The 21,260-nt window shown below is 72.6% G+C and carries 12 protein-coding genes and 3 pseudogenes; 2 read left to right on the top strand and 13 right to left on the bottom strand.

Annotation, left to right across the window (positions count from 1 at the left end):
* Positions 1-11: 11 nt before the first annotated feature.
* Positions 12-188, top strand: a pseudogene (locus JMJ55_RS25315) (IS5/IS1182 family transposase); the annotation flags it as partial.
* A 52-nt stretch (positions 189-240) separates the two neighbouring features.
* Here the strand turns inward: JMJ55_RS25315 and JMJ55_RS25310 are convergent.
* Positions 241-1,240 (bottom strand): annotated as a pseudogene (locus JMJ55_RS25310) (IS630 family transposase); the annotation flags it as partial.
* A 907-nt stretch (positions 1,241-2,147) separates the two neighbouring features.
* On the opposite strand from JMJ55_RS25310, the pseudogene JMJ55_RS25305 reads away from it, so the two are divergent.
* Positions 2,148-3,380 (top strand): annotated as a pseudogene (locus JMJ55_RS25305) (IS3 family transposase).
* A 102-nt stretch (positions 3,381-3,482) separates the two neighbouring features.
* Here the strand turns inward: JMJ55_RS25305 and JMJ55_RS25300 are convergent.
* The 12 genes from JMJ55_RS25300 to JMJ55_RS25245 all read right to left on the bottom strand — a co-directional run bounded on the left by JMJ55_RS25300 (position 3,483) and on the right by JMJ55_RS25245 (position 21,251).
* Positions 3,483-4,321 (bottom strand): IS5 family transposase gene (locus tag JMJ55_RS25300; RefSeq protein WP_202828403.1). Its coding sequence is split into 2 segments (ribosomal slippage): positions 3,483-3,934 and positions 3,934-4,321, totalling 840 coding nucleotides; the frame shifts between segments, so codons are not numbered across the junction.
* Between the two features lie 57 nt (positions 4,322-4,378).
* On the bottom strand, positions 4,379-5,194 hold the full coding sequence (gene tagF / locus JMJ55_RS25295) for a type VI secretion system-associated protein TagF (RefSeq protein WP_202828402.1): 816 nt from the start codon (positions 5,192-5,194) through the stop codon (positions 4,379-4,381).
* Positions 5,191-8,814: a type VI secretion system membrane subunit TssM gene (gene tssM, locus JMJ55_RS25290; RefSeq protein ID WP_202828401.1), complete on the bottom strand. Its 3,624-nt coding sequence runs from the start codon at positions 8,812-8,814 to the stop codon at positions 5,191-5,193. The genes tagF and tssM overlap by 4 nt, the downstream gene beginning before the upstream one ends.
* Positions 8,815-8,864: 50 nt before the next feature.
* Positions 8,865-10,235 carry a type IVB secretion system protein IcmH/DotU gene (gene icmH, locus JMJ55_RS25285; protein ID WP_202828400.1) on the bottom strand — a complete coding sequence of 457 codons (1,371 nt, stop codon included), beginning with the start codon at positions 10,233-10,235 and terminating at the stop codon, positions 8,865-8,867.
* Positions 10,236-10,267: 32 nt separating this feature from the next.
* Positions 10,268-11,620 carry a type VI secretion system baseplate subunit TssK gene (gene tssK, locus JMJ55_RS25280; RefSeq protein ID WP_202828399.1) on the bottom strand — a complete coding sequence of 451 codons (1,353 nt, stop codon included), beginning with the start codon at positions 11,618-11,620 and terminating at the stop codon, positions 10,268-10,270.
* A complete protein-coding gene (tssJ, locus tag JMJ55_RS25275; RefSeq protein WP_202828398.1) occupies positions 11,617-12,090 on the bottom strand; it encodes a type VI secretion system lipoprotein TssJ in 474 nt (157 codons plus the stop codon). Before tssJ ends, tssK begins: the two co-directional genes overlap by 4 nt.
* Entirely contained in the window at positions 12,087-13,730 is a 1,644-nt protein-coding gene (tagH, locus tag JMJ55_RS25270; protein WP_202828397.1) for a type VI secretion system-associated FHA domain protein TagH, read from the bottom strand. Before tagH ends, tssJ begins: the two co-directional genes overlap by 4 nt.
* 363 nt (positions 13,731-14,093) lie before the next feature.
* Positions 14,094-16,742 (bottom strand): type VI secretion system ATPase TssH, encoded by a 2,649-nt coding sequence (gene tssH / locus JMJ55_RS25265; RefSeq protein WP_202828396.1) that lies wholly within the window; start codon positions 16,740-16,742, stop codon positions 14,094-14,096.
* A 19-nt stretch (positions 16,743-16,761) separates the two neighbouring features.
* Positions 16,762-17,838, bottom strand: a complete 1,077-nt coding sequence (tssG, locus tag JMJ55_RS25260; RefSeq protein WP_202828395.1) for a type VI secretion system baseplate subunit TssG — start codon at positions 17,836-17,838, stop codon at positions 16,762-16,764.
* Positions 17,802-19,712, bottom strand: coding sequence for a type VI secretion system baseplate subunit TssF (tssF, locus tag JMJ55_RS25255; protein WP_202828394.1), 1,911 nt, complete (start codon positions 19,710-19,712; stop codon positions 17,802-17,804). Before tssF ends, tssG begins: the two co-directional genes overlap by 37 nt.
* Positions 19,709-20,449 carry a type VI secretion system baseplate subunit TssE gene (tssE, locus tag JMJ55_RS25250; protein WP_202828393.1) on the bottom strand — a complete coding sequence of 247 codons (741 nt, stop codon included), beginning with the start codon at positions 20,447-20,449 and terminating at the stop codon, positions 19,709-19,711. The genes tssF and tssE overlap by 4 nt, the downstream gene beginning before the upstream one ends.
* The gene (locus tag JMJ55_RS25245) at positions 20,442-21,251 is read right to left on the bottom strand and encodes a type VI secretion system accessory protein TagJ (protein WP_202828392.1); all 810 of its coding nucleotides are present in this window, start codon (positions 21,249-21,251) and stop codon (positions 20,442-20,444) included. Before JMJ55_RS25245 ends, tssE begins: the two co-directional genes overlap by 8 nt.
* Positions 21,252-21,260 lie beyond the last annotated feature (9 nt).

Raw genomic sequence — 21,260 nt, 5'->3', positions numbered from 1 at the left:
CGCTCCCGAGCATGCCTTTCAAGCACAACGCCGCCCGCTGCCACCGCATCCCGAAGGCTCGCTACCGGGTCCGGAACTGGCCGGCCTATGAGGCCGGGCTGAGGCGGCGGGGTGACCTGACGCTCTGGCTCGACGAGGCCGCGGTCGCCGGATGGCAGGCGCCGCGGCGGACCACGCCCGGCGGCCAGGCCTAGTATCCTGATATTGAAATTTCCGGCACTTTGCTTGAACGTGCACGGTGCGTTGGCAGAAGCGTTGGACGGCAGCAAGGATGTCTTCGGCGCTTTTCGTCCAAGTGAATGGCTTCGGCTCGGCGTTGTGCGCGTCGATATAGGCTTTGATGGCGGCCTCGAGTTCGGCTGTTGAGCGGTGAGCGCTTCGCCGGATGGCGTCGTCGGTCAACAGCGCAAAGAACCGCTCGACTTGGTTGATCCAGGAGGCCGAGGTCGGCGTATAGTGGACGTGCCAGCGCGGCCGCTTGGCGAACCAGTTCTGAATGAGCTTCGTCTTGTGGCTTGCAGCGTTGTCCATCAACACGTGGACATCAAGGTTCGCCGGCACGCGGGTCTCGACCGTGTCAAGGAAGCGTCGGAACTCCGCGGCCCTGTGCCGCGGCATACACTTGCCAATGACGGTGCCGGCCTTCACGTCGAGTGCGGCGAACAGCGATGTCGGGCCGCAGCGCTCGTAGTCGTGTGTGCACCGCTCGACCTGGCCAGGGCGCAGCGGCAGCAGTGGCTGCGCCCGGTCGAGGGCCTGGATCTGGCTTTTCTCGTCGACGCACAGCACAAAGGCGTGCTCCGGTGGGCTGAGATAGAGGCCGACGATGTCGCGGACCTTCTCGACAAACAACGGATCGGCCGAGAGCTTGAAGGTCTCAGCCCGGTGCGGCTGGAGCGAAAAACGCTTTCCAGATGCGCTGCACCAGCCCGGCCGCCCTTGCCATGCCGCGCGAACTCCAGTGCGTCCGACCCGCCGGCAGGGTCTCCAATGTCGTCGTCACGACCTCCGCTACCTTCTCGTCGCTGACGGTCTGCGGCGCGCCCGGACGAGGCTCCTCGGCCAACCCATCCATCCGCCGCTCGGCGAAACGGCGCCGCCACACGGCCACCGTCATGCGGGCCACCCCGAGCCGCTCCACGACCGCCAGGTTGCTCAACCCCTCGGCCGCCAGCAGCACGATCTGTGCCCGCAGCGCGTCGTTACGGCCCACCTTCCGACGGCGCAGCCGTGCCTCCAACTCGCCGCGGGCGCTCGAGGTTCGAGGGCTCGCCCTACGCCAGCTTACTCCAACGCGCTCAACTGGGCCACTCGTGCAACAAGATGCCTCAGGACAGCTTGATGGACGGTTTGCCGCACTGGAAGCGCCGGTTTCCCGCAGTTGCGGTAAGCTTCCCCTCACATGCGATGCCGCCCTTACCACAAGTGAAGGAAGACTTGCCGCATCGCGGTGAACCGCGAGAATCTAGGCCTTACCGGGGACGGGGCAGGGGACATGGACAACAGGATGGCGGGGCAGCGGCCGAGGCTGGACCGCCGGCGGTGGTGCCGGTCTAAGAGAGCCGAACCCTTGCTCCAGCTGGTGCCGCAGCCCTGGCCGCCGCCCAGGTCTATGCCCTGCAGGCCTTGGCACTGAAGACGCTCTGCGCCTATGTCGCCGCCCGGGCGCACTTGATGCAGGCGGGCAACACACCCGCCGCAGCGCGGCTAAAGCACGGCAACCAAGACATAGGATGGCCACAGCATAGCTGACTGGCCCAGAGGCAGTAGCTCCTGGAGCCAGCACCGTCACTCTCGTACCGATGCCTGGTCTAGAACGTGCAGCCCCAGCCGGGCTGCTGCTGCTTCCAGTTCCAGTAGTGCCAGATCGCCCTCACGCCAGTGCCGCCGGATCAGTAGCTTTTCCACGTCCCTGGCGAGGAGCTCAAGGGAGCGAACAATCTCCGACAGGTCGCCAATCCTTCTGTTGTCCAACTCCCGCCCGACCACCATTCGCAACCGGATCATTCTCAGCCGTTCGGCATGTCAGGCTCGACACTTTCGGGTAGAGATCTTGAACTTCGCTGTGGGCGGTGGCGGCCCCTCCTCCGCCCCACGGTTGGTCGAGACACTCCGTAAGCGGACGGTATCCGCGGGTGGGGTGCATGATGACGACAGAGACGACGGATGCCGCTGGTCCTGGCCGGGGTGGGCGGATGTCGCGGCAGCGCAAGCGGGATGCGGTGCTGCGGCTGCTTCGGGGCGAGGATCTGGAGACGGTTTCGCGGGCGCTGGGCATCACAGCGGCGACGCTGAGTGGCTGGCGCGACGCCTTCCTGGCGGCTGGCGAGGCGAGCTTGGCGGCACGGCATAGCGACGGCGAGGCGCTGGAGAGCGAACGGCTCAAGGCTAGGCTGGGTGAGATGCTGCTTGAGCGCGAGCTGCTGGAGGCAAAGGTGGCGGCTCTGGAGGGCGGCCGCCCTTTGATCCAGCGGAGGTCACGGCCATGAGCCTGACCGCCTCGCCCAGCAGCGGCAGGGCCCATGGCCTGCTGGCCCGGGTGTGCCGGGTCTGGCGGGCAGCCCGCGCCACCGTCTACCGCCAGCGCCTGCCGTCCCGGGTGGAGCCACCTGGACGTTGAGGGCCCACCGGGCCAATGCCGGATGCGGCGCTGCTGGAGGCGACCCGGGCCGTCCTCGCGGCCAGTCCCTTCCATGGCGAAGGTCACCGAAAGGTCTGGGCAAGGCTGCGTATGAGGGAGGTCCGGACCTCCAGGCGCCGGGTACCGCGGCTCATGCACGAGCACGGCCTGCTCGCCCCGTCTCGGGTCGGAGCGCCTCGAGGCCCGCGCAACCACGACGGCACCATCATCCCCGACACCCTGGACACCATGTGGGCTACTGACATGACCACCACTTGGACGGGCGAGGGCCAAGCGGCGGTGTTCGTCGCCATCGATCACCACGGCGCCGAGTGCGTCGGCCTCCACGCCGCCCGGCGCGGCACCCGCTTCGAGGCCCTTGAACCTCTCCGCCAAGGCGTGCGCCAGCACTTCGGCGGCTTCGCCAAGGACATCGCGACTGGCCTGTCGCTGCGCCATGACCACGGCAGCCAGTACATGTCCGACGCCTTCCAAGGCAGGCTGAAGTTCCTCGGCATCGAGAGCTCGCCCGCTTTCGTGCGGGCGCCCGAGGGGAATGGCTGCGCCGAACGCTTCATCCGCACCTTGAAAGAAAACCTCCTCTGGGTCCGGACCCTCGACACCGTCGAGCAGCTCCGCCAGGCACTCCTCGAGTTCCGCAAAACTTACAACTCGACATGGCTCATTGAGCGCCACCGGCTTCAGAACACCGGACGCCGTTCGCCAGGATCAGCTTTCAACCGCGGCTCTCGCCGCATAGCCTTCAATCAGGTGTCTCAGAAACCGCGGGCGGTACATCACCTTCGGCATTTCCATCGGAGCACACCGAAGATGTGGGTTAACCGTAAGAGTCCGTCCGGGATCATGTGGTTTTCTGACATAGCCTTCGGAGCATGCGACGGACGGAGGCCCAGCGCAGGAAGGCAAGCGCGCGACGGTTCAGGCACTCCCAATCCTTGGCCAATCGTCGGCAGCGATTGAGCCAGGCGATGGAGCGCTCGACAATCCACCGCTTCGGCAGCACGACGAACTTGCGCAACTCGGACCGCTTGACGATCTCGAGGTTGATCTGGCGGCAGGCCGTGCGCAGTCCGGCCTGGAAGTTGGCGCCCTGGTACCCGCCGTCGGCGTAGAGCTTCAGCAGGAAGGGGTAGAGGCCGAACAGCGAGCCCATCAGCAGCACGCCACCATCGCGGTCCTGGATATCGGCGGCGTGGATGATGGCCTGCATCAGCAGACCTTGGGTGTCGACCAGGACGTGCCGCTTCTTGCCTTTGATCTTCTTGCCCGCTTCATAGCCCGAGGGGTCGATGCAGCGCCCCCTTTTTCCGCACTCTTCACGCTCTGGCTATCGATGATTGCCGCCGTCGGGCTGGCCTCGCGTCCAGCCTGCTCCCGGCACAGCACGTAGAGCGCGTGGTGGATGCGATCGAGCGTCCGGTCCTCATCCCAGCGCCGGAGGTAGTCGTTCACCGTGCTCCGCGGCGGCAGGTCTTTCGGCAGCGCCGCCCATTGGCGGCCGGTGCTCAGGATGTACATCACCCCATTCAGCACCGCGCGCACGTCAATCGTCCGCTTGTTGCCGCCGCCCTTCGCACCCGGGATCAAAGGGCTGATCATCGACCATTCCTCGTCGGTCAGATCACTCGGGTAGCGGAGCTTGCTGCGGTCGTATTTCGGCCGGTTCTCGGGTGTCCACATGCACGCTCTTCTTCCGGCCATCGCCGCCAAGAGCCAATCACAACCGATTCAGATCATTCAATCTGTTCCCGGATGGACACTAAGGCAGGGCGGATACCTACGAGGCGCCGTCGCGCGCGGCGCCGCCCCGGGGCGGCCGGACGGGAGGCCGCGCCGCGCCGCCCGCCGGGCCTCACGGCGCATTCCCCCGGGCGGTGGCGGCGCCAGGTCGCACAGCAACCGCGCGAATTGCGGCCCTTCCGGCAACCTCGGTAGGACGAGCGCGCAGGAGCGGACGAAGGGCGAGCCATAGCACCAGAGGAGGGCATTGCCCCCTGCCGCGGAACCGGGGCATCGGGCCGCCGGGGCGGTGACCCGATGCCCGCAATCCACCGGAAGCCGTGTATGCACCGGCCCGCCCGCCTGGGCGGCGGCGGGCCGCAGCGCCGGACCCGGCGCGAGCCCTGCCAGGTGCGACGCCCAGGCCTCCGCCTCCGGGTCCTGGGCCAGCGCCTCGCGGCCGACCTCCTCTAGCGCCTGGAACCATAGGTGCGCCGCGGCGAGTGCCAGGGGCACCGGAAGTGACGGAGAGATGGTGGCCAGGGTGAGGGGGAACAGGCGACCCACCGCGTCCACGCTCGGCAGGAGGATACCCAGTGCGGCCTCCGGCCCGCAGGCCCCTGGGGCCAGCGCGAAGCGCCAGACCGGCGCCACCATATACGCGGATTCGAACCGCGCCCCCATCAGCCGCCGAGCGGCCGCGAGCCCGCGCGCGAGCCAGGCGTGCCAGGGATCAGCGAAGCTGGCGGGGAGGCCGCGCAGGATGAAGTCTGCATGCCCCGGCAGCTTGCCGAAGGCGCCGGGCGGGGCCGAGAAGGCGTCGCCCCCAGTCACCGGCCGGTACTCCCCGCGGCGGCCGCCACCAGGGTGTCCGGACAGGCGAAGCGGGAGAAAACGGCGAGGTCGAATGGGTTCTCGACGCTCGCGGCCCTCAGCCGCAGGCGCAGCAGGTGCCCGCCCGCACCGAGCTCCGCCTGGAAGACCTCTGGCTGGCCCGTCCGTTCGAGCCTGCCGCTCTCGTGCAGCAGCCGCAGCAGGGCCCATGGTCCGTCCCTGGCCACCGTCACAGGCGGCCCGCCGGAGGCCGGCGCGAAGCTCAGCCGGACGGTGCCGGTGCCGGCAGGTCCGGGCCAGACGAAGGACACCGGGCGCGCCGGCCCATGGTCGTAGCGGAGCTCCTGGCCATCCAGGTCGAGAGTCGCCGACAGCGCCGTGCCGCCGAGCGAGACCGGCACCAGGCTGAACGATGCCTTCTGGCCGGGGCTGGCGCCGAAGAGCGTGGCGGCGACGCGCCTGGCCTGGGCCAGCTGCGCGAGCGATCCGGGCGCGAGCCCGATCCCCTGCGTGTCGGCCCAGGTGGGACGCGTGGTGTCCACATAGGCGGCGAGCGGGCCCTTCACAAAGCTATCGATGAGGCCGGCCGGCCCGAAGAGCCGCGCGAGGTCGTCGGCCATGGCGTCGGCCTTGCCGCCCACGGCGAAGGGGAAGCGGCCGCCTGTGGCCTTGCGGCAGAATTCCAGCACCTCGGTCCGCCAGAGCGCATTGAGCTGCTGCCGCGCACCGGACTTCCCCAGGTCGGCAACCCCTTTCTGCACGCTCTCGATCACCGGCCGCGCCGGTTCGGGCAGCCGCCGGGCGAAGGGGCCGAGCGGCTCGGCGATGCCCGGGCCGAGCCGGGCGAAGGCCTCCCTCGGATTGGGGGCTGCCGCCACCTCGGCGAGCCGCGCATGCAGGGCAGCCAGGGCCAAAAGCGCCTCGTCGAGCGTCGGCGGGGCGCCGTCCAGGCCCTCCACAAGCGGCCGGAGATAGGCGAAGCGCGCCTCGACGGGAGCGCCCGGCAGCTCGGCAGCCTCGCCGGCAGCCCGGTCCAGGAGCAGGAGCCGGCGGGTGCCGCCAGTTCCGCCACCGCTACCACTGCCGATCCGCGTTGCGGCTTGCCGGCCTTCGGCATCGGCGGGCTGTGCCCCTTCTCTTGTGGGCTCGGGCGGGAACGTCAGCGCCGTCTCGCGCAAGACCGCCCGGAGCAGCAGCTTGAGGGGGGAGCTCGGGCCGGACAGCGCCTTGGTGACCTCGATCGCTTGGTCGAGGCCGGTGAGCGGGACGGGCGCAAGGTCCTGCAGGAGCCCGTGCCACCGCGCCACCGCGTCGTCGTAGTAGAGCCGCAGCATGTCGGCCTGAAGGGTGCGGATCTCCGCGTCCGGTGCCTCCGGCGCGGCCCGGGCGCCGACCACCTGGAACTCCGCGTCCACTGCCCGCGCGACCTCCCCGAGCTTGCGGAGGAACACTCGATGGAAGCCCGCATGGGTGAAGATCCCGGGGATCCCGGCGCCGAGCGGCCGGCGCGAGTGCCGAACGAAGGCGATGGCGGCGTTCGGGCCGGCATGCTCCGTCAGGCGCCACTCGGGCAGGCCAGAGGCCTCGGGGTCCGCGAGGAGCGCCTCGTAAGCGCGCCGCGGCAAGGACACCTCCGCTAGGGCGGCGCGCAGCTCGGCCAGGAGCCGCCCGTCGGGCGCGGGCCGCTCGCTGGCGTCCAGCTCGGGCAGGATGCCGGCCAGGGCAGCGAGGTGGCGGCGCGCGGAAGCCACCGCCGCGGCGGAGCGGAGCGTGGCCTCGCGGGCGAAAAAGGCCTCGATCAGCGACGTCTCCGCAGGCGCGAGTCCGACAAGCGAGAGATAGGCCCGGAGGCCGTCCACCAGCTCGCCTGCGGGCAAGGGGCGCACCCGTAGCCGCGCCTCGGCGGCCAGCATCAAGCGGGGCAGCAGTAGTCGAGCCAGAGCGGTGCGGTAGGCGGCCCCGAGCTGCGCCTCGCCGGTGACGCGCTGCGAAAGCCCGAGCCGCATCGGGATCGGGTCTTCGTCTCCGAACCGCGCCCTGATCCCAGCCATCCGGTCGAGCAGCGGGAGCACCGCCGCGACATCGGCATCCGCTGCGGTCAGCGACGGGAGCGCCTGGGGCCGCGCCTGCTGCGCCCAGGTGCCGAGTGCCTCCTCGGTCGCCGCTTGGCGCGCCCGGTTTGCTGCGAAGCTCCAGCCCCAGGCGGCGCCGGTACCCGCCAGGAGAAGCGCGAGGGAGGCCAGCACGGCCCGGCGGAGCAGCCGCTCGCGCCGCTCCCGGGCGAGGTCGCGGCCCGCCAGCTCCGCCTCGCCGAAGACCACCTGCTCGAGCAGGTGCCTGAGAAAGAAGCTGCGCTCGCCGCCCGCGGCGGCAGTCGCCGTCGGCGCGGCGGAGGTCCCACCCAGGCCGCGCGCGACCAAGTCCATCAGCCGGTCGATCGGTGTGCCCGCTTGCGTGCCGCTGGTGAGGTAGACGCCGCGCAGCCAAGCACCACGCTCATAGGCGGAGTCGCGAAAGCAGCGCTCGGCGAAGCGTTGGATCGCCTCCGCCAGACCGGCGACCTGGGTGGGGAAGCCGAAGATCAGGGCGCGCCGCTCGAGGTCCTGTTCCTCGGCGAGCCGTCCCGGAACCCGGCGGTCCAGCCGCTCCACCAAGCCGGCCAGGGCCTGCCGCAGCTCCGCAGGGGCCGGCGGCGCCCCGGCCCGGGGCGCGTCGTGGCGGAAGGTGTGTCCCCAGACCTGCTCGCACTGTGCCTCGGTCAGGTCGGCGAAGAAGGGCTCGAAGCCGGAGACCAGGTCGACCTTGGTGACCAGGAGGTAGACCGGCAGGCGCAGGCCCAGCCGCTCCTCGATCTCCTCGAGCCGGGCCCGGATGCGTGCGGCGTGGTCCGTGCTGCCGCCGACACCGTCGCCCTCCAGCAGGTCGCGGACCGAGAGGGTGACGAGGATGCCGTTCAGTGGGCGCCACGGCCGCTGTCTCCGGAGGAGATCGAGGAGGCCGAGCCAGGCCGTCTGATCCGCCTGTGGGTCGCTGTCCTGGGTGACGTAGCGCCCGGCGGTGTCGATCAGCACGGCCTCGTCGGTGAATACCCAGTCGCAGTAGCGCGTGCCGCCGATGCCGCGCAGCTCTTGGATCTGTCCGAGGCGGAGGCTCAGCCCGGCCTGGGCCAGGGCGGTGCTCTTGCCGGAGCCGGGCGGGCCGACCATCACGTACCATGGCAGCTCATACAGCCAGCGCCGGTTGCCTCGCCGGCCGAGCCGGCGGCGTTTGAGCCGGCCGAGCGCCTGCACGAAGCGGCGCTCGATTTCGGCCAGCTCGGCCGAGCCCGCCGGACCGTCTCCGCCCGTCGTCGCCTGCGTCGCCAGGGCCGCCGCCATGCGGCCGTTTGCCCGGCGCGCGCGCACCCGCTGGACGAGGGTCCAGGCGCCCCAAGCCAGGGCGATGCCGAGGATGGCCAGGAGCCGGGCCTCCGGGCTGGCGAGCGGATGCGCATTACCGAGGCCGAGGAGGTCGCCGAACAGCCAGACCAGCAGCGCGAGCATGGCGGTGCCGGCCAGGGTCCAGACCCAGGAGGGGGCACGGAGGGCGGACAGCAGTGACGGGGCAGCGAGGGGCGTCATCCCGGGATCCTCGGGAGGGAGTGGGGGGAGCGGAGCAGGCACCGGCCGACTCATCGGAGGAGGAGCACCTCGACGCGCCGGTTGCGGCTCCGCCCCGCCTCGGTGTAATTCGGCGCCACCGGTTCAGTGTCGGCGCGGCCGAAGACCCGGAGCCGCTCGCCACCCAGCATGGGCCGGAGGACCGCGGCCACGGCCTCGGCCCGTGCCAGCGAGAGTTCCCAGTTGTTCGGGAAACGCGGAGTGCGCATTGGCCGATCGTCGGTGTGCCCGAGGATGGCGACCCGCCCCTCCGCCCCCTTCAGGCTCTCCGCCAGGCAGAGCAGGAGCGGCTGGACCGTGGGCCGCAGTTCGGCGCTGCCCGAGGCGAAGAGGCCCGCATCGGGAAGTCGGAGGCGCAGCCCCTCCGGCAGCCCACCAACGGCTCCGGGTTCATCGTAGCCCGACTTCGCGAGGCAGGCGCGGATTCCCGCCTCGAGCCCGGAATCGGCCGGCACCGGCACCGGCGTCAGCGCCGGGGTCTCTGCCGCGGCGGAACGCAGGATGGCCACCGGGCTGGCCGGCGGCAGGGCCGCAATGGCGGCGTCGAGCCGCTCGCCCGCGGCACCCAGCCCCAGGAGGAGGGCGGCATAGGCGAGGCCTAGGAGGGTGAGCGCCCCGGTGGCGGAGACCCAGAGCGGGATGCGCCGGGCGGCGGGCCCGGGGGCGAGGGCGGCACCCCGCCAGTGCGGCGAGAGATCCTCACCCTCGCCCGCCCCGTCGAGGCGGCGCAGCGTGGCAAGAACGTCGCGGCGGATCTGCTGCAGCGCCGGAAGCCGCCTCTGTGGCGCGATGCGGTAGCGGCCCTGGAAGCCGAGTGCGAGGCAGGCCCCCATCAGCTCAAGGACCGGACGGCTGCGCTCGGGGTGCCGCCGAGCCTGCTCCAGGTAGCCGAAGAAGTGCTCCCCGGCAGCGGCATCGTGGTGCAGGGCACCAGCCAAGCTGCTGGATCGCCAAGTCCCGTGCGCGCCCCAGGGCGTGTTGAGCACCGCGTCGTCCAGCAGGGCGCAGAGCGCATAGTGGCCGAGCGCGACCTGCCGCTGCTCCACGCCCCGCGACTGCGCCCGATCGGCGAAGACCCGGAGTTCCTCCTCTAGCTGGACTCGGATCTGCGCCGGCGGCGCCGGCGGCGTGTGGGCGCGCAGCAACGGCACCACCGAGAGCAGGCCGAAGGCGCACTCCACGAGCGGCCCCCGCCCCGGGGTTCCGAGGATGGCGGCGACGGACCCGGCGCGGTGCGGTGGCCGCGGCGGTGTCGGCTCACGCGGACGGTCGGGTGGTGCCGGCGGCGCCTGGGCCGGCGCCGCCCGCCCGCCGGGCATCGGCCGGGTGAGCCAAGTGGTGTCGGCGTCCATCGGGCCGAAGGGATCGCTGCTGCCGTCCATGCCACGCGCACTCCCCTGCCGCCGGCCGCGCGTCAGCCGCGGACGGCCCAACACTCCATCTCCATGCCCTCGCGCAGCTCGCCGGTGACGTGAATGGCGAGCCCCGCGGAATTCTGCAGTCGGCCCCACAGCTCGCTTGTTCGGTCGAGCTCGAAGTAGACCATCTGCCGCCGCACCGGGATTTCACGCGGGATCGTCGGCACGTGCCGCAGCGCGATGCCCGGCACCGCCGAGCGCACCATGCTCTGCAGGTCCTCGGCCGGGCCCACGGTGATCTGCCCAGGCAGGCGCTGCCGGATCACCTCCGGCGCCGCAGGGGCCTGCACAGCGACGTAGAAATGCGCCTTTGCGAAGAGCGACCGGTCCTGCACCTCCGCCGCACGCGCGCCGCTCCAAAACAGGCGGAGCGGGACCTGGATGGCCCGCCGGTCGGGCCGCGCGAGGTCGAGCAGCACGCGCCGCAGCGCGGCGACGAGCGGCCGGAAGGAGAGCCAGGGCTCGGCGTGGTGGTAGGGCTCGACCGCGGGCGCCACCGGATCCTGCACCGCGAAGCTGGAGGCCTCGCCCAGCAGCTCGAGCATCCAACGGTAGAGGTCTTCCGGGTGCGCCGCGCGCTGCGCCGCGAGGTGCCGCGCGCCGGCGAGGTAGCGGTTGCAGAGCTGCAGCGCCATGAAGTCGGCGAGGTCGCCGGCGCCATGGGCGCGCCGGCCGGTGACGAAGGCGGCCCGCTCGCGGGCGATGCTCTCCAGCTTGCCGACGAGCTCCTCGACGACGCCGGCCAGGTAGGGCGAGGTCCCGAAGCCGAGACACGGCACCGGGAAGTCTTCGTCCAGCACCAGCGTCCCATCGGCCATCACCGCAGCCACCCTAGCGACGGGCAGGGTCACATAGGCGTCGCGCGGCGCCCCCGTGCCGTCGAGCAGGCGGAAGCGCAGCTCCGCGACGTGCAGGGGCGCCGTGGCCGCGTCGGCCTGCGCCACGCTGTCGCGGATCTCGACCTCACGCGCGGCGTAGCGCAGGCCGGAAGGCTCCCGCCCGGGCGGATCCATCTCCGGCGCGCCGGCGAGCTGCACCGGCAGGGCCAGGTGCGCGACCACCGGCTGCGCTGCCCCGGCGGCGATCTCCAGCGGCTCCGGGCAGGAGCCGCCGTCCGGGAAGGAGAAGGGGGTGCCGTCCGGCATCACCCCGCTCGCGCGACGGAGCGCGAGCCTGCCCTGGGCCAGCAGGCCCTGCTCGACCTGCAGCGTGCGGAAGCCCCAGCCATGGTGCCGAAGGCCGAGTGTCGCCGAGCGCACCAGGCCCTCGGCCCAGCGGTCCTGCTGCTGCAGGTGCTGGGTGCGGAGGAGCATGCCCTCCGACCAGAGGACGCGACCGAAGCTGCTCATGTCTCCCCCTTGGTAATCGCCGCCGCGGCGGTACCGAGCCGGGCGACATAGGCGTTCCTGGCGCCCGGCCTGACCGGGGCCCAGGCTTGCCACCGCGCGCTCTCGATGGCGAAGAATGCCCCGACCACACCGAGGTACAGGGTTCCGGGCTTCGCCTCCTGCTCCAGGGTCACTGCCTGGCCGGGGCCGAGGAGCACGTCCTCGGAGGCCAGGAGGTCGGTGCCGAGCACCTTCGCCGGGTCGGCGTCGAGGGCGAAGAAACTCGCCCGCGACAGCGCCGCGATGCCGGCGAGCTGCAGGATGCGCACTCGGATCGGCTTCGGCATGCCGGCGCCATCGGGGTTGACGTCGTCGCTCGCCGAGACGCGCAGCGCCAGCCGGGTCGGCATGGGCCGGCTGGCGCAGCTCGGGGGAGCCAGGACAGGCCCGGCGAGGCTGGCCGCCAGGGCGGGCAGGGAGCGCCGCCTCATGCGCCCCCCCCCCCGGAGGCGGTCCCGCCCGGCGGCGGTGGCGGCGGTGGCGGAAGAGTGGTGGCCGCGGCTGCGGCGCGGGCATAGGCGGCGCGGAAGACGTTGCTCGGATGGCCCAGCAGGTGGGCGCGCGCGGCGGCCGCGACCTCGGCGTAGCGCTCCTGATAGAGGTCCCACATCCGGGCGCGCCGGCCACCTGGGACTAGGGCCGCCAGCCCACCAGCGCTGCCGAACCGGTGTTCGAGCGCGGCGGGCGAGAATTCGCCGAGCGCCTGCTCGAGGGCGGACTGGACACCGTCGAGCACACCCAGCTCATGTGCCTTCAGGTCGCGGAGGCTCGCCTCCACGGCCGCCGCCGGGGGCAGGTAGCCCTCCCCTCGTGCACCGAGCAGCGCGCCAGCGGCCTCGCGGCCGTTGACCGAGAGCTTGAGCGGGTTGTTCAAGACCGGGCCGATCTGCGTCCGCTCCAGCCCGGCATAGTTCTTCACCGCCGCACGCACCGCCAGCAGCCTGCGCAGGCCGTCGGCGAGGCCGGCGAAGATCCGGCCGGCGTCACGGAAGAATTCCTCCGGGTCCCTGCCCTGGACGAGGGATGCCGGCTGCTCCGCCCCGACGAGGAAAGCAGCGAGCAGCGGGGAGTCCGGAACCGCCGTGCAGTGCGCCTCTCGCTCGGCCGGAGACGTAGGGGCGATGGAGGAGAGGTCCGCGAGCGGCGGGAGATCCCACCCGGCCTCGCCCGGCGCGGACCGCCGGTCCAGGCCAGCCGGCGCAGCGGCGCCGCCGGCGGGGCCGGGCCCGAACGGGTCGCGCGCCGGCTCCGGCAGCGCCGGGCCATCCGCCTCCGCCGCCACAAGTGGTTCGAGCACGGGATCAGCCCTGTGCCACGCGGTCACGGGACCAAGGGAAGCGCCTTCCGGCTGCAGGGCGACCGCTGCGGACGCATCCGCCAGTTCGGCCCGTGGGGCCGCCGCGGCGAGGTTCGGGACAAGCGCCTCGTGCTGCGGCGCATCGCCGCCCGGCCGCGGCCAAGCGGGCGTGGCAGGGGCAGCGGTGCCGCTGTCGCCGCGCAGAAGCGGTCGGAGCGCCTCGCGGAAGGCGCCCGCCAGCGGGTCCCCCCGCAGGCCCCCCGAGGACGCCTGCGTCCCGGTCCCGGCCTCGTCCTCCGGCCAGTCCTGGGCGGGTGGCCGCCAGCCGGGCGCCTGGCCGGTTCCGGCCGCAGACGGATCCGCCGAGGAATCGCCGCCGACGAGGTCCGCGGCCTCCGCCTGTGGCGCGCGCTGCGTCAGCACGACCGCCAAGCGATGGGCGCCGATCTCGATTACCTCGCCGCCCTCAAGCGGCGTTGGCTCGTACGGGACGACGGCGGTGCCGTTCACCCGTGTCCCGTTGGTGCTGCCGAGGTCGGTCACGCTGGCCCCGTCTGGTCCGAGAGCAAAGACGCAATGGCGGCGGGAGGCGGTCGGGTTCGGGCCCGGTTCCGCCAGGAGCAGGTCGCTGTGCCGGGCACGCCCGACGGAGAGTGTGCCGCTCGCCGCCAGTTCGCGCCGCTCGCCGGTCTCTTCGATGACAATGGCAAGTAGGCTGGTTACTGGGGCCGCAGCCTGCCACGTCGCGGCGGCGCCGGGGTCAGGCGAGGCCATGATCCGGGCTCCGGTCGCCGGTTGCAGGGGCGACCGCCGTGGTGGCGGCGTGGCAGGGCCGCCGGCTCGGCCGCGAGGTCGCCGGGCCATAAGCCGACGGCTGCGTCCGGATCGGGCTCCCGCCCCTCGGGCGGCGACCGTGGTTCCCTTGCATGCGCATGCTCCCCGCGTGCTCCACCGCTTGCCCGCCGCGGTCCCCGGCCCACTCCGGCCCGGCCTGTGCTCCGGCCCAGCCCGCGGTGTCCCGCCTCGGCGGCGTGCCGCAACCATGCGACGGCGGCGCGGCGGGATCTGTGCCGTTGCTCACAGCCCCGGGCCGCCCGACGGCGGTGGCAGCGGGGCTGGGGCGGAGGCGGCGCGCGGTCAGTCGAAGGCGTAGACCAGCCGCCCGTCTGCGACGCCCACATGGATGCGGGTGAGCGGCCGGCCGTCCCGGAGCCGCTCCAGGATCTCGCGGCTCATCGCGGGCAGAAGGGTGCCGGTGAGGATGCCGTCGATCATGCGCCCACCGCTCTCCGCCTCGGTGCAGCGGCTGTGGATGAACTCCACCACCGTGTCGTCGTAGGTTAAGGGCACGCCCTGAGCCCGCGCGACGCGTCCGGCAATGCGGCCGAGCTGGAGCCGGATGATGTCGCCCAGCGTCTCGTCGTCCAGCGGCAGGTAAGGCACGACGGTGAGGCGGCCGAGCAGTGCGGCGGGGAAGGCCCGCAGCAGCGGCTCGCGCAGCGCCCGGGCCAAGGTCTCGGGCTCCGGCCGCAATTCGGGATCGGCGGCGAGGCGCATGACCAGCTCCGATCCGACATTGGAGGTGAGGATGACGAGCGTGTTGCGGAAGTCGATCCGGCGCCCCTCGGCGTCCTCCATCACGCCCTTGTCGAAGACCTGGAAGAAGATCTCGTGGACGTCCGGATGCGCTTTCTCCACCTCATCGAGTAGCACGATGCTGTAGGGCCGGCGGCGCACCGCCTCGGTCAGGCGCCCGCCCTCGCCGTAGCCGACATAGCCAGGGGGCGCACCCTTGAGGGTGGAGACGGTGTGCGCCTCCTGGAACTCGGACATGTTGATGGAGATGATATGCGCGTCGCTGCCGAAGAGCTGCTCGGCCAGGGCTAGCGCGGTCTCCGTCTTGCCGACGCCCGAGGGGCCGACCAGCAGGAAGACGCCCTTCGGCTTGCCCTCGTGCTCGAGACCGGCCCGGGCCGTCTCGATGCGCCGGGCGATCTGCCCGAGGGCGTGATCCTGTCCGACTACGCGGCGCCGCAGCGCTCCTTCCAGGCCGAGCACGGCGTCGATCTCGTCGGTGAGCATCCGCCCGACCGGAATACCGGTCCAGGCCTCGACGATGGTGGCCACGGCCTGGCGGTCCACCGCCGGCAGCACCAGCGGCGCCTCGCCCTGGAGCGCGACCAGCTCCTCCTGCAGGCCACGGAGCCGCGCCAGACCCTCCGGCGGCGCCCCGCTGTCGATGACCGTGCTATCGCGCAGCTCGGCGCGGAGCTCCAGGATCCGGCCGACCAGCTCCCGCTCGGTGGCATAGCGCGATTCCTGCCCGGCCAGCGCGTGGCGCGCCGCCGCGAGCTCCCGGTTGATCTCCGCCTCGCGGTCGGGATCGGGCAGGCCGATGCGGCGCTCGCGCGACAGCGCCGCGGATTCAAGCTCGAGGTCGGCGATTCGCCGCCGCGTGTCCTCCAGCGCCGGCGGCGTCGCGCCCTGGCTCATCGCGACGCGTGCGCAGGCAGTGTCGAGCAGGGCGACCGCCTTGTCCGGAAGCTGACGACCCTGGACATAGCGCGAGGAGAGCCGCACCGCCGACGCCAGTGCCTCCTCAATGATTTGCACCCCGTGATGCGCCTCCAGCACGCCCGCCATGCCGCGCAGGATGCCGGTGGCCGCCGCCTCCGTGGGCTCGTCCACCTGCACCACCTGGAAGCGACGGGCGAGGGCGGCGTCCCGCTCGATATGCCGCTTGTAGTCCGACCAGGTGGCGGCGGCGATGGTACGCAGCGTGCCGCGGGCCAGCGCCGGCTTGAGCAGGTTGGCCGCGTCGCCCGTCCCGGCAGCGCCGCCGGCGCCGATCAGCGTGTGCGCCTCGTCGATGAACAGGACAACCGGGCGCTCCGAGGCCGCCACTTCCTCCACCACGGCCTTAAGGCGGCTCTCGAATTCGCCCCGGACGGAGGCTCCCGCCTGCATCGCCGCGACGTCGAGTGCGAGCAGGCGGACGCGGCGCATCGGCTCTGGCACCTCGCCGGCGGCGATGCGTCGGGCCAGACCCTCCACCAGCGCCGTCTTGCCGACGCCGGCCTCGCCGAGAACCATCGGGTTGTTCTGCCGCCGCCGCATGAGGATGTCCACGAGTTCGCGGATCTCGGCGTCCCGGCCCTGGACGGGATCGATCCGGCCGGCTCGAGCCTCCTCGGTGAGGTCCCGCGTGAAGCGGGTGAGGGCGCCTCCCTGCCGGCCAGGCGGCGCCGCCGCGTTGGCCGCCGCAGCGGCGGATGGGGACGGCTCGGCGGCAGCCGATTCCGCCGCTTCGGCGGAGCCGCGGGTCAGCTCTTGGAACCGTGCCGCCAGCGCCGCGGCGTCCATGCCGCGGAAGGCGCCCGAGATCTCAGTGAGCAGGCGCCTGAGCCGAGGCTCCTCGAGCATGGCGTGGAGGAGGTGGCCGGTGCGGATACGGTCACCGCCGAACACCAGACTGGCGCTGATCCAGCCGCGCTCGATCGCCAGCTCCAGGTCGAGGCCAAAATCGAGCCGCGCGGAGCGGGCGCCGCGCAGCGCATCCAGGGCGCGCCGCGCCTGGGCATGGAGATCCTCCTCCCGCGCCGCCCCCAGCCGCTCCAGGATGAGCGGCAAGTCGCTGCCCTCAGTTCGCAGCAGGATGGCGAGCCAGTGCACCGGCTCGAGCGGGCCGTCGCCGCGCAGCCGGGCCAAGTCGAAGGCCTCGCGCAGAGTGCGCATGGCGGTGCCGCCGAGTTTCCCGAAGACGACGTCGCGGCTGATCGTGGACATCCCTGCCTCCCTACCTGCCTCACCCGCTGCCGAGCAGCACCACGTCGTCCGCGTCGCGCTCCCGCCGCCGCGTCGCAATCCAACTCGTCCAGCCGAGCCGGACACCGCCGGTGCCCGCACTGAGCACGGTGGCGGGCACCTCCTCCCGCCGCAGCACGAGCTGCAGGTCCCAGTCGAATTCGGGGCCGGGGACGCGCCGCGTGATGGCCCGCAGCGGCTCCCACGCCTCGCCGTCCGGCAGGAAGCGCAGGAAGTCGGGTAGCGAGAGCGGGCCGAGGATAAGGCGGAACCGGTGCTCGCGCAGATGGACGCGGGTGCCGACTACGGTGTCCCGACCGAGCCGGGGCGTGGCCGAGCCCAGGCCGCCGAGGTAGGTCCGTGCCCCGGGCGGTATGTCGAGCCAGGCGCCGACGAATTCCCGCACCCCGGCCGGCACCGAGAAGTAGAGGGACACCAGCCGGGTGAGGGCCTCGGCCGGCCGGGATTGCAGCGCGAGCAGCCCGGCGGCATGGAGCGAGAACCCGTCCGGCAGCGCCGAACGATCGGCGAAGCCCGGGCCGGCGAGCCCGGCAACCGCGCCGAGCCGGTGCCGGAACCGGCCCGCGCCCGGCCGGTCCTGCTCCACCGCGGGCCGGGCCCCTGCATAGGCCCGCCAGTAGAGCGAGAGCAGGCGGTGGTGCAGCACGTCGCAGAACTCGGCCAGCGCCGGGTCCGAGCGGTGGCGGACCCGGGCGAGCGCCTCGCGTGAGAGGTGCAGCGGCAGCGGCCCCTGCGGGCCGAACAGGCCGAAGGCGTAGGTGCGGAGGCGGGCGGGCCGCCCGCCACGGGCGGCCTCGAAGCCGGCGATGGCAGCCGGGGGGAAGTGCAGGTGCGGAGGCTGGCCGAGGCGCACCGGCTCGTCGCAGGCCCGCCGCGCCTCGCCGAGCCGCGGCCGGTCCGGGTGCGCCGCCTCGATCAGCCGCAGGGCCGCGAAGAGGCCGAAGCGCTCGGGCTCCGCCAGCAACGGCGCGAGCTCGTGGTTCTCCCGCTGCACGGAAGGCCCCGCCGCGCCGTTGGGGGTCAGGCGAGATGCCGGCTGCCGGTATGGCTCGGCCATCGCATAATCTCCCCGCGTTCGGAGGTGCGCAGCACGGTCTCGACGAAGCTGTTGAGCGCCACGTGGCGGCGCAGGAATGCCTCCAGCACGCCGCCGAGGACGAAGGCGCTCCCGTCCTGGAAGGGAGCCTCGGCCAGTTCCAGCGTGACCTCCAGGCCACGGCCGAAGGTGATGGGCCCGCCGCCTGGTAACCGGCCGGTCACGGCGCGCGCGGCGACGCCGCGCACCGCCTCGGCGTGCCGCACGAGCTGCGGGGCCCCGGCCGCGCCGGCATAGAGTTCGAGCAGGCCGCGCAGGGCGTCAGCGCCGCGGTCCCCGGGACCCTCCACGAGCGAGTGGTAGTTCAGCGCGAGGTGCCCGATCAGGCGCCAGGCGACCTCCCCCCAGATGCCGCCGCGTGGTTCGACCGCCGCTGGGGAGGGGCGCGGGGCGGTGAGCGTGCCGAGGATGCGGGCGCCGGCGAGGGGGCCGCCATCGTCGGGGGTGAGGTGGATCGCCCCGGCCGGCAAGGGCAGGCGCAGCGGCAGGTCGCGGTTCGTCGCCAGCACCTCGACGTCGAGGCGCTTCAGATCCCGGCGCAGCGGGCCGCCCTCCGCGTTGCAGAGCTCGAGCCAAGCCTCGCTGCCCAGATAGGTGGATCGGGCGGCGCGCAGCCGGTGCTCGCGCTCGCCAAGTAGCCGCGGCCGGCGCTCAAGCGTGAAGTATCCCGCAGGGGCGGAGCGGTCGCGCGCCGCCACGGCGTAGAAGGGGCCGAGGGTGCAGGCCTCCCGGCCCTCCGCCCCGAAGCCCTGGACGCCGGTGACCGCGAAGACCTCATGGTCCAGCGGGTGGGAGCGGTCCACCACGAGGTGGTGCTGCTCCTCGTTGGGCTCTACCTGGATCGGCGTCGCGCGGCGATGGAACAGATTCACGACCGGGGTAGCGAAGAGGGCGAACCGGTCCCTGGTCACCGCGCCCTCCAGCGCCGGCTCAAAGCGGTCGAGCAGCACGACCAGTTCGGCCGCGGTGCCAGCACCGGCGCGCCGCAGGAGCGGCTGGAGTCCGTCGAGCGCGACGAAGAGGAACCGGTCCGGCAGGGTAAAATACTCGCGGAGCAAGCGGAAGCCGGAGAAGCCGCGGGGCGAGGGTGGGAAGAGCGCCTCGTCCTCGGCGAACCCAACTCGGGACACGCGCCCGTCGAGCGCCAGCGGCGTCCCGCCCCGCGTGTCCTCCAGCCAGCCCACCAGCCCGCTGGAATGGCCGATGAGGGCTTCGTAGAGCAGCTGCGCTACCCGGTCCCGGCCCGCGAGGTGCAGGGTCAGGCGGTCGAGCGCCAAGCCCGCCAGGGGGATGCCGTGCCGCGTGCGCAGTCGCAGCAGGAGGCCGGCGCGCGCTCGCCCAGCGGCAGCGCCAAGGCCGCGGGCCGCCAGCGCCGCTGGGGCGAGGTAGCTCGCCTCGGTGATCTCGATGGGCCAAGTGGTCACGGCCTGCGCTGTGGTGAACACGCAGCGGCTCCCCTCCTCCGGCAGGAGGCGGCTTTGCAAGCGGCTGCCGCGCGGTAGGGTGAAGCCCTGCTCCAACGGCGGCGCGTCCGGCGCCAGCTCGAGCACGGCGATGCCGGTGGCCGGCGTCGGCGCCAGGTAGTCCGGGTAGATCATCTCGAGCAGGTGCTGGGTCAGCACCGCGTAGTCGCCGTCGAGCTTCTGCTGCACGCGAGCTGCGAGGAAGGCGCAGCCGTCGAGCAGCCATTCGACATGCGGGTCGGCGCAGGTGTCGGCGTCGAGCCCGAAGCGGTTGGCGACGCGCGCGTGCTCGCTGGCGAACTCGCCGCCGAGGTCGCGCAGGAAGCGGAGCTCCTGCTCGTAGTAGCGGAGGAAGCGGGGATCCTTGATCACGACGGCGCATCCAGCCCGGTGAGCTCGGCTCGGCCGGCGTCGAAGTCGAGGACGGTGCGGACGAGTAGGTGCTCGGGCACCGGATAGCCCCAGAGCTCGCCCTCGATGGTCAGCGCGACCGGGCAAGCGGCCGGCGCGGCGGCGCCCAGCGACGCGGGTGTCTCGGAGGCGGGCCGCACCCGCAGGTTCCGAAGGCGCGGCTCGTGCCGCCGTATTGCGCGCTCAATGTGTCGCGCGAGCGCGAGCAGTCCCTCGGCGTCGTGCACGCGCCCGGCGAGCGCGGGGATGCCGTAGTTCAGGACGCTGGCCGCTACGCATGGAAGGCCAGGGAGTGTGGGCTCCCCCTCCTCCGGGCGCGCCTCGGCAGCGGTGGTGTTGAGGAGGTTCCGCAGGTCGCGCAGGACCGCGTCGCGGAGCCCGGCCGCGGAGAGCGCCGCGCCGCGGCGCATTTGCAGTCGCCGCGCGCCCTCCGCCTTGAGGACGCGGTCCAGCAGCGCCCGGTCCTCTGGGCCGAGGGTGTCGAAGCCGCCCGCCTCGGCCCCTCCCGGCCGTGCGGCTCCGCCGCCGGGGTGCTCCGCCTCGAGCAACCGCGCCAGCGCCGCGCGCTGCGCCCCGTCTAGAGCCCGATCCAGCGCGCGGAGGTCCCGGTCGAGCTGCGCCAGCACTGGGGCAAGGCCGTCTTCAAGCCGGTCGAAGAGGGATGGCTGGAGGCGCTCCCGCGGAAAGGGGCTAAGCATCTCGGTTTTCCGCGTCCTGGTCCAGCCGCAGGCTGCGAATGTCGAGCAGGGCGTGGTCGCCCCGGTCCGTAGCGAGGACGCGTTGGCCGAGGCCCCGCTGGCAGCCGGCCGCGCCGGTCCAGCGGGTTTCCCTCGCGAGCCTGACGGCATCCGCCTCCTCGGCCTCCGACCCCGGGTAGCGCACGGGGAGATACGCCTGGACCTCGGCGCCGCCCGCCAGCAGGATGGTGGCCGGCTGCCACACGAGATCCCGGAGCGCCCGCGGCGCCTCGGCCCGCAATTCCCGAACCCGGTCAAGCGCAAGCCACTGGTAATGGTCCTCGACGACCACCTCCAGCGTGGGGCCGAGGCGTGGGTCGGCATCCATGATCCAAGTGAATTCCTCCGTCCCGATCTGGCCGGGCCGCGCTGCGGCGTCTCGGAGTGCCTGAGCGCGGAGGGCCTGCGCCTCGCCGGCGGCGCCCCGCCTGCCTTCGAGCCAGAGGGCCTCGACCATTAGGAGGAGCCATGGCGACGGCTCGCCCAGCACCCGTGCGCGCTCTGTGCCGACGAAGACCCGTCCGCGGACCCGCTCCGAGGCGATGAGCCCGCCATAGACCCTGGCCAGTGATGTGAATTCCGGGTCCAGCGCCGCCAGGGTCTCGAGCTGTGCCCGGGCCCGTTCCCAGTCGCCGAGGACGGCCGCGAGCTGGAACAGGGCGATCCGTGGTGCGGGAGATTGCGGCGCCGCGCGGATGGCGGCCACGGCGGCCACGACCTCCTCGCGCAGCGAGGTCCCGGACGGTAGGGCAGGGTTCGTCATGCACGTCTC

Source organism: Belnapia mucosa (assembly GCF_016775475.1).
Lineage (GTDB): Bacteria > Pseudomonadota > Alphaproteobacteria > Acetobacterales > Acetobacteraceae > Belnapia > Belnapia mucosa.
This window is presented reverse-complemented; position numbering and strand designations above follow the sequence as displayed.